This window comes from Escherichia sp. E3659, from assembly GCF_005781135.1.
Lineage (GTDB): Bacteria > Pseudomonadota > Gammaproteobacteria > Enterobacterales > Enterobacteriaceae > Escherichia.
In genome coordinates this window covers 1-5,816 of sequence record NZ_VATQ01000063.1, presented here as the reverse complement: position 1 = coordinate 5,816, position 5,816 = coordinate 1, and the positions used below count along the sequence as shown (strand labels likewise).

Annotated in this window: 4 protein-coding genes and 4 pseudogenes; all 8 read right to left on the bottom strand. The window is 43.6% G+C overall.

Annotation, left to right across the window (positions count from 1 at the left end):
- The coding region (locus tag FEK47_RS24625) for a phosphoadenosine phosphosulfate reductase family protein (protein ID WP_171020870.1) at window positions 1-438 on the bottom strand (438 nt) is incomplete at its 3' end.
- A 135-nt stretch (window positions 439-573) separates the two neighbouring features.
- A complete protein-coding gene (locus tag FEK47_RS24620; protein WP_024193172.1) occupies window positions 574-1,215 on the bottom strand; it encodes a hypothetical protein in 642 nt (213 codons plus the stop codon).
- A gap of 193 nt (window positions 1,216-1,408) precedes the next feature.
- A complete protein-coding gene (locus tag FEK47_RS24615) occupies window positions 1,409-3,289 on the bottom strand; it encodes an AAA family ATPase (RefSeq protein WP_240727912.1) in 1,881 nt (626 codons plus the stop codon).
- A gap of 36 nt (window positions 3,290-3,325) precedes the next feature.
- Window positions 3,326-3,754, bottom strand: a pseudogene (locus FEK47_RS25610) (VasL domain-containing protein); the annotation flags it as partial.
- A 174-nt stretch (window positions 3,755-3,928) separates the two neighbouring features.
- Window positions 3,929-4,078, bottom strand: a pseudogene (locus tag FEK47_RS25605) (hypothetical protein); the annotation flags it as partial.
- A 324-nt stretch (window positions 4,079-4,402) separates the two neighbouring features.
- Window positions 4,403-4,717: pseudogene (locus tag FEK47_RS25600) on the bottom strand (type VI secretion system ImpA family N-terminal domain-containing protein); the annotation flags it as partial.
- Between the two features lie 54 nt (window positions 4,718-4,771).
- A pseudogene (locus FEK47_RS25595) lies at window positions 4,772-5,078 on the bottom strand (hypothetical protein).
- 65 nt (window positions 5,079-5,143) lie between these two features.
- On the bottom strand, window positions 5,144-5,816 hold a 673-nt coding region (locus FEK47_RS24600), incomplete at its 5' end, for a 3'-5' exonuclease (RefSeq protein ID WP_171020869.1).

The window sequence follows — 5,816 nt, the reverse complement described above, 5'->3', positions numbered from 1 at the left end:
CGTCATGGCATACCGGTAAAAAGGAAAATACGCCATATCCGTAATGGCGTATTCCGGTGGCTGGCGAACCCAGGTCACACCAGACTCCCAGCATATCCACTCCGGTTGAAACTGAGAGACACCGTTTACCGTAGTCAGGGGGAGTGCCACCCAGTAAAAAGTCTCCGTCACATCCCGATACATCTCCCTCATCTTCAGAATGTGTGCAATTGTGCACTGGTACTGAGCCTCCCAGTCAATGAACAATACAGAAAAATGACGTTTTCTCCTGCGGGCTACCTCTGCCACAAGGTGGAAAAGCACGGTGGAATCTTTACCACCGGAAAAAGAGAGACAAACTGATGGAAATGTTTCAAAAATCCACTCAATACGAGCAATTGCTGCACGCAGAACATTCTCTCCAGTAAGGACTTTCTCCGTTAAAAAATTATCATTCATTTATTTTTACTTTATGCAAAAGAAACCCGCTTATATCTCCAACACATAGCAATAAACATTAAATAATATTTAATTACTACCGGGACTGTTTTTACCCTTATATATATAAAGTAAGTTACATACATAATTTTTTCATTAAGAGATTTTTATTGCTGATACTGGCACTGTAACAATCCCAGTAAGAGAACGATTAATAACCACCCACTCATGTGGTTCAACCAGCCAGGAGTTTACATGTTTTGAATCAATAAAATCATGGCAATATAATATATCTGAAGCAGGTATATCCAATTCCAGTTTAACACGTCCGTGATATTCATCCGCATCATTAAAAGAATTCAATATATCCATCTCAAAAGAAATTACCCCCTCCCCCCTCATCTCTGCTGTTTCTTTTAACTCAGCAATCATATCTGCATACCTGCCATTAAGTTTCCTGCCTAACTGGACAGTTGTAATTTTCTTTTCGTTGCAGCATCGCTGAGTATGTTCATATATAGCCATCACTTCCCGGCAAATACAATCAACTTCTATATCACTCAAAGAATTATATATATCCATAACTTTTCTCTCATAACGCAAAAAACGATTAAATATACGATAATGAGAGAGAAAATCAGGATTTATTACTTTTATTAAAAATAAAGTTAATAAAACATAACCTACCTGTTTGCTACCATTAAACCCAATAAAATCACTTACCACATCTCCTTTCAATCTACCTGTTCCGATACAACGAGCTAACAATTCACTCCTGACATTATATTTACCATTCATATTCGCCATACTATCCTGAACAACAGACAATCACCGAAAATTGTTTAAATACTCCACAAACAAACTATCTCACTGAATAAATTGCAACACTTCCCCTTCCTCCTCGTCCTAAAGGCTTTATATAAAAACAGTAAAACCGAATTGGTTATGCAAAGTTATTTATATGAAATTTAGCCATCAACCAATGTTATAATCAACACCCCACAACGCGAACATTATCACTTTCATCATTATTTTTTGCCCATACTTTTAATTGCTCCATGAGTTGAGTATTAAAATCATCATCGGGTTCAAAGTCATCAGGATCATAACACTCCCCTTCAAACAAATTAATTATAAGATTTTGAATCTTTTCTTTTAATTTTTCATCGCGCGAAATTCGATTAAATGCTGTATAGGGTTTATCTTTCCCCAACTCCTCACCACCTAAAAAACGCTCAAAATCGGGGACACTCCAACGATGATATACTTTTTGCCCATTATTCCTGCATTTTATAATCTCATTTCTAATGATCGTATTAAGCGTCCATGAACCATTATTAGAACCATCTCTACGATAAGGCCAATCAATATCATGTACAATCCCAAAATCTGCTTTAAAATGATTTAACATCTTTATCAAAGGAACCAGAACCGCCTTACCTCTGGCTCTGACAATACTTACCTTACCTGACATCTCATGTTTTTCTTTAGTGATTGCTGAAATAAATGCCGCATGTTCAGTATCACCTTCAACAATAATTGGATAACTCCCCAAAAATATTTCAGCAAAACCAATATCTGTAAGTTGTAGTGCCTGTAAATTATCTTTCTCATCAGGTGAGAAGTTAGCTTCATCAGCCACATACAAGCGTGGAGAAAGTGATTTCCCATCTGTTGAACGTTGCATACGAGCAATCGTAGTATGATCCTCAAGAGGGTTTATAAAGTATGGTGAATGAGTTGTTAATAGCACCTGCCAATCTGGATGTTTACCAAGTTCATAAAGATGCGCTTGCGCCGCTCTGGCAGCCATTGGGTGTAACGCATTTTCTGGCTCATCCATTAAAAGAATATATCCGGGCAAGGCTGGATCGTCTGTATCTTCAGGAACAGGGGCGCCATTTTCAATAGCATCTATTTGTTGTTTCAGGAGATTTATATTTTCACTTTTTACATTTTTCCTCACCTCTTTTTTAAGTTGTTCTCTAAAGGATTTAAGAAGAGCTTCTCGCTTTTCATTTTGTCGGCTAATTTCATTATGAACCTGGAGCATTGCCCAAAAAAGAGCTCGTCTTGCTCCTGTCCCCTGTTGCCCAATGCGAGAGTTTCCCGCAGCCTCTTTGACTAATAAACCAGACCCCTGCTTTAATAAATTGTCTATTTTAAGCTCAGGTGGATTCATTTCAACACTGAGCTGAACACCAAGAGCAGGAAAGACATGTTGAAACCCTGTCTGAATTTGTCGAGAAATAGAAGAAAATCGTTCTTGATGAGGTTCAGCGATCTCATTTACAGCTTTAACCAAAGCTGCTTTAACTTTTGATATTTGTGACTCTTTATTACACTCCAGAGCCTTCAACTCTTTCACTAAGGGAGTCAACGCAAGAGTGAGTAATGTCTCTTCTGTAGTCGCTGCATCATCCAGTGATCTAATTCGCATTGGTCTTGGCAAACGTGATTTAAAAACATTATCGGCTCCACCGGCCTTGCTGTCCTCTGACCAGTCTTCAGTCTGAGGATCCCATGTTTTTCTTGTTGGTTTTCCCGTTTCATCCCAAACCCATAAACTTCTGACGATTCTATTGCTGCCATCAATAATTTTCCATTTCTCATCAACATTCCCTATACCTTCAGGAATATGAACCTCAAGAATAACTTGCGAAAGTTCATTTTTCTGCGCCCAGTTACATCGATCACTATGAATATTAAAAGAATTTGGATTGTATGCTAACTCATAAGCCCTTAAGATTGTTGTCTTTCCTGAATTATTAGGACCAACCAGACAAAGAATATCATCAAGTTTTACCTTAACTCCCTCAGGACCTATACAACCTATATTTTTTACAAAGATATTTAATAATTTTGATCTCATAAATTAAATCCCCCAAAAAGAAAATACTTATGTTGTCTAATTATTCCCTGATTCTGATATTAATTTATATTCACCATTCAGAAATCCACGCTCAAGAATCCAGTAACGACTCATTAGTTCAGCAAGGGCATTTTCCATTTGTTTTTGCTGCTGTTCACTGCCATTCTGGTCGCGAACTTCACCATAGCGACGTAACCGCTCTTCTGCCGGGATATGCCGGTTAAAAGCCTGCATGATGCCAAACACCTCCGTTTTCAGTTCACTGACCGTCATGTATTTTCCCCGCTGTTCATCCAGACGGTTCAGGCGTTCAGCCAGCTGCTGTAAGCGGGTCATGCCTTCATTCCAACCCGTCATCGCCTCTTCCGGGAGCGCACGACTCCTTACACTCTTCTGCCAGTTATCCACCATGTCCTGTACCCGGGGATTGTCGGGGAAAAGTACCATCAGTTGCTGCAGTAGCTGCGCACTGCGCTGCAGGTTGTATGCCAGGGGTAATTCTGTCAGTCGCGTTATCTGTTGACCGGAAAGGGTTATCCACTCTGACGCATGATTTAACAGTGAGGGTGTTCTGCTGAGCTGTGTCATCTGGTCTGCTGAAAGCACATCCGGTGGTGGTGTCAGCAGCGCCCTGAGTTGCTGCTCTGCCGGTGATGGCTGTGTCAGAAACTGCCATCCCTGAATGGCCACGCTGACAGCCAGCAATGCCGCACAGACACCAACCAAAAACGGCTTCAGAAACATGGGCGGGGATTTTTGAAGGGAGGGTGTGGGCTCTGTTTTTGTTTCAGAAACAACATACACCAGACGGGAGTGCAGCAGGGGCTGATGTTCCTGTACGTCCCGAGCATCAGACCGGAGTGCCTGAGCCGGAAGGGTTACCGGTGACGACGCTTCGCCCTGCACCGGCTGATTTTCCAGACGGGTGATATATCCCTTCACCATGGCTTCCGGTAAAGCCACTTTACTGCTCTGTTTAAGTTCGTGCCGGGCCAGTGTGTCACTCAGTGCCTTCAGGAATGTTTCGGTCTGATACAGCAGGGGCAGGTTGTCACGGTCGTCCGGTGGCATGGCCCGGAGCGTTTTTTGCAGACGGTTGAACAGACCGGTAATAATTTCCAGCCGGGCGTGGGTATTCAGCGGCCACATCACTGACCAGTGATGCCGGGTCAGCGCCACAATCAGAGCCAGCCCTTCATTCAGGCCACTTAACCCTGTTGTATGCATCCGGGCGATGGTGTACCAGGATGCTGTCTGTAATTCCACGCCATTGTGTTCATACAGACGCAGGCAGAGCGTCTCCACATAACGCCAGTCCACATCCGGGCGTGCCGGGTGGGTCAGTTTGCTGATTTCATCGCGCAGGGCAGCATAATCCGGTAATGACCGGGGGTCACCACCGGTTTTCAGTTTCACTTCAGAAGTCATCGGCAGATTCGGTGTTGCTGTATTAAATCATGATTAACCGTTACGGAAAGAACATCAGTGTGGTACCTGTACCCGGGAAAGGTATTCCACCGCGCGGATAATTGCCGGTGTCACATCCCATCGCCGTTTCAGAACCGGTAACAGCTCATTAAGGTTTCTGATATAACGTTCAGTGAATACCCGTTGTCCGTCCCGGGTTAAATGAAAACCTGACTGATTACAGGTAATGGTGATATTGACAGGTATCGTTACCAGTATATATGGCTTCCTGGGGTCTGAATCTGACATTCCAGTGCCAGGAATACGGAGAATGATTAAGATGAAAAAGACGCATCTGAATATCGTTAAATAACGGGTTCATGGCGAATTAAATAAACCTGATAATAACAGTATGGTGAAAGCCCGGAATAAAGAAATGGTCCGGTATTATGCAAAATCCTCAAGGTGACGACTGATACTGTTTTCACGGTAACAGGTCACCAGTAATTCACGGGTTGCCCGGGTGAACGCAACATAAAGCACCGGAATCACTTCAGACTCATCCGCAGCGCCAGAGTGAACGAAAGAAGCATTGATAACCGCCACATACGGAAACTCCAGCCCCTTACTGCTCTGGTACGTCAGTAAATGCACCACATCCTTGCGTCGCGAGTATGTCTTCTTGCCTTCCTTGTCAAAGCAGGTGGCAAAAGGTATCCCACGCTGTGTCATAACCTCTGTCAGTTCTTTCACTGAAAACTCTGCCGGACACAGCACAGCCATATCACTCCAGTGACCGCACAGGGCATGGCGCTTCTCCAGCCAGTCTGCAACCTGTCTGGCTTCATCACGTTCAGAAGCACAACGCAGGATTTCCGGCTCTGTGCCTTCTTCACCGCCTGCCTGTGGCTGAACGAGCGGTATTTCACGGTTCTGATGTTTTTCAAAATACTCGCGGGAGAATGCATAAGCAAAGTGCAGAATGCGTTTCGGATTACGATAATTGACCGGCAGGACAGAAGTGCGTCCCTGTGCCTGAATCCCCACACTGGCCAGAGAAAAGTTCAGGGCCCGCTCCCGCCGGTAAATGGACTGGGCGTCATCGTACATCAGGAGCAGT

What these genes read in the sequence shown, in the direction of transcription:
- FEK47_RS24620 (WP_024193172.1), bottom strand. Translation starts at nt 1,215, where the DNA reads ATGAATGGTAAATATAATGTCAGGAGTGAATTGTTAGCTCGTTGTATC.
- FEK47_RS24615 (WP_240727912.1), bottom strand. Translation starts at nt 3,289, where the DNA reads ATGAGATCAAAATTATTAAATATCTTTGTAAAAAATATAGGTTGTATA.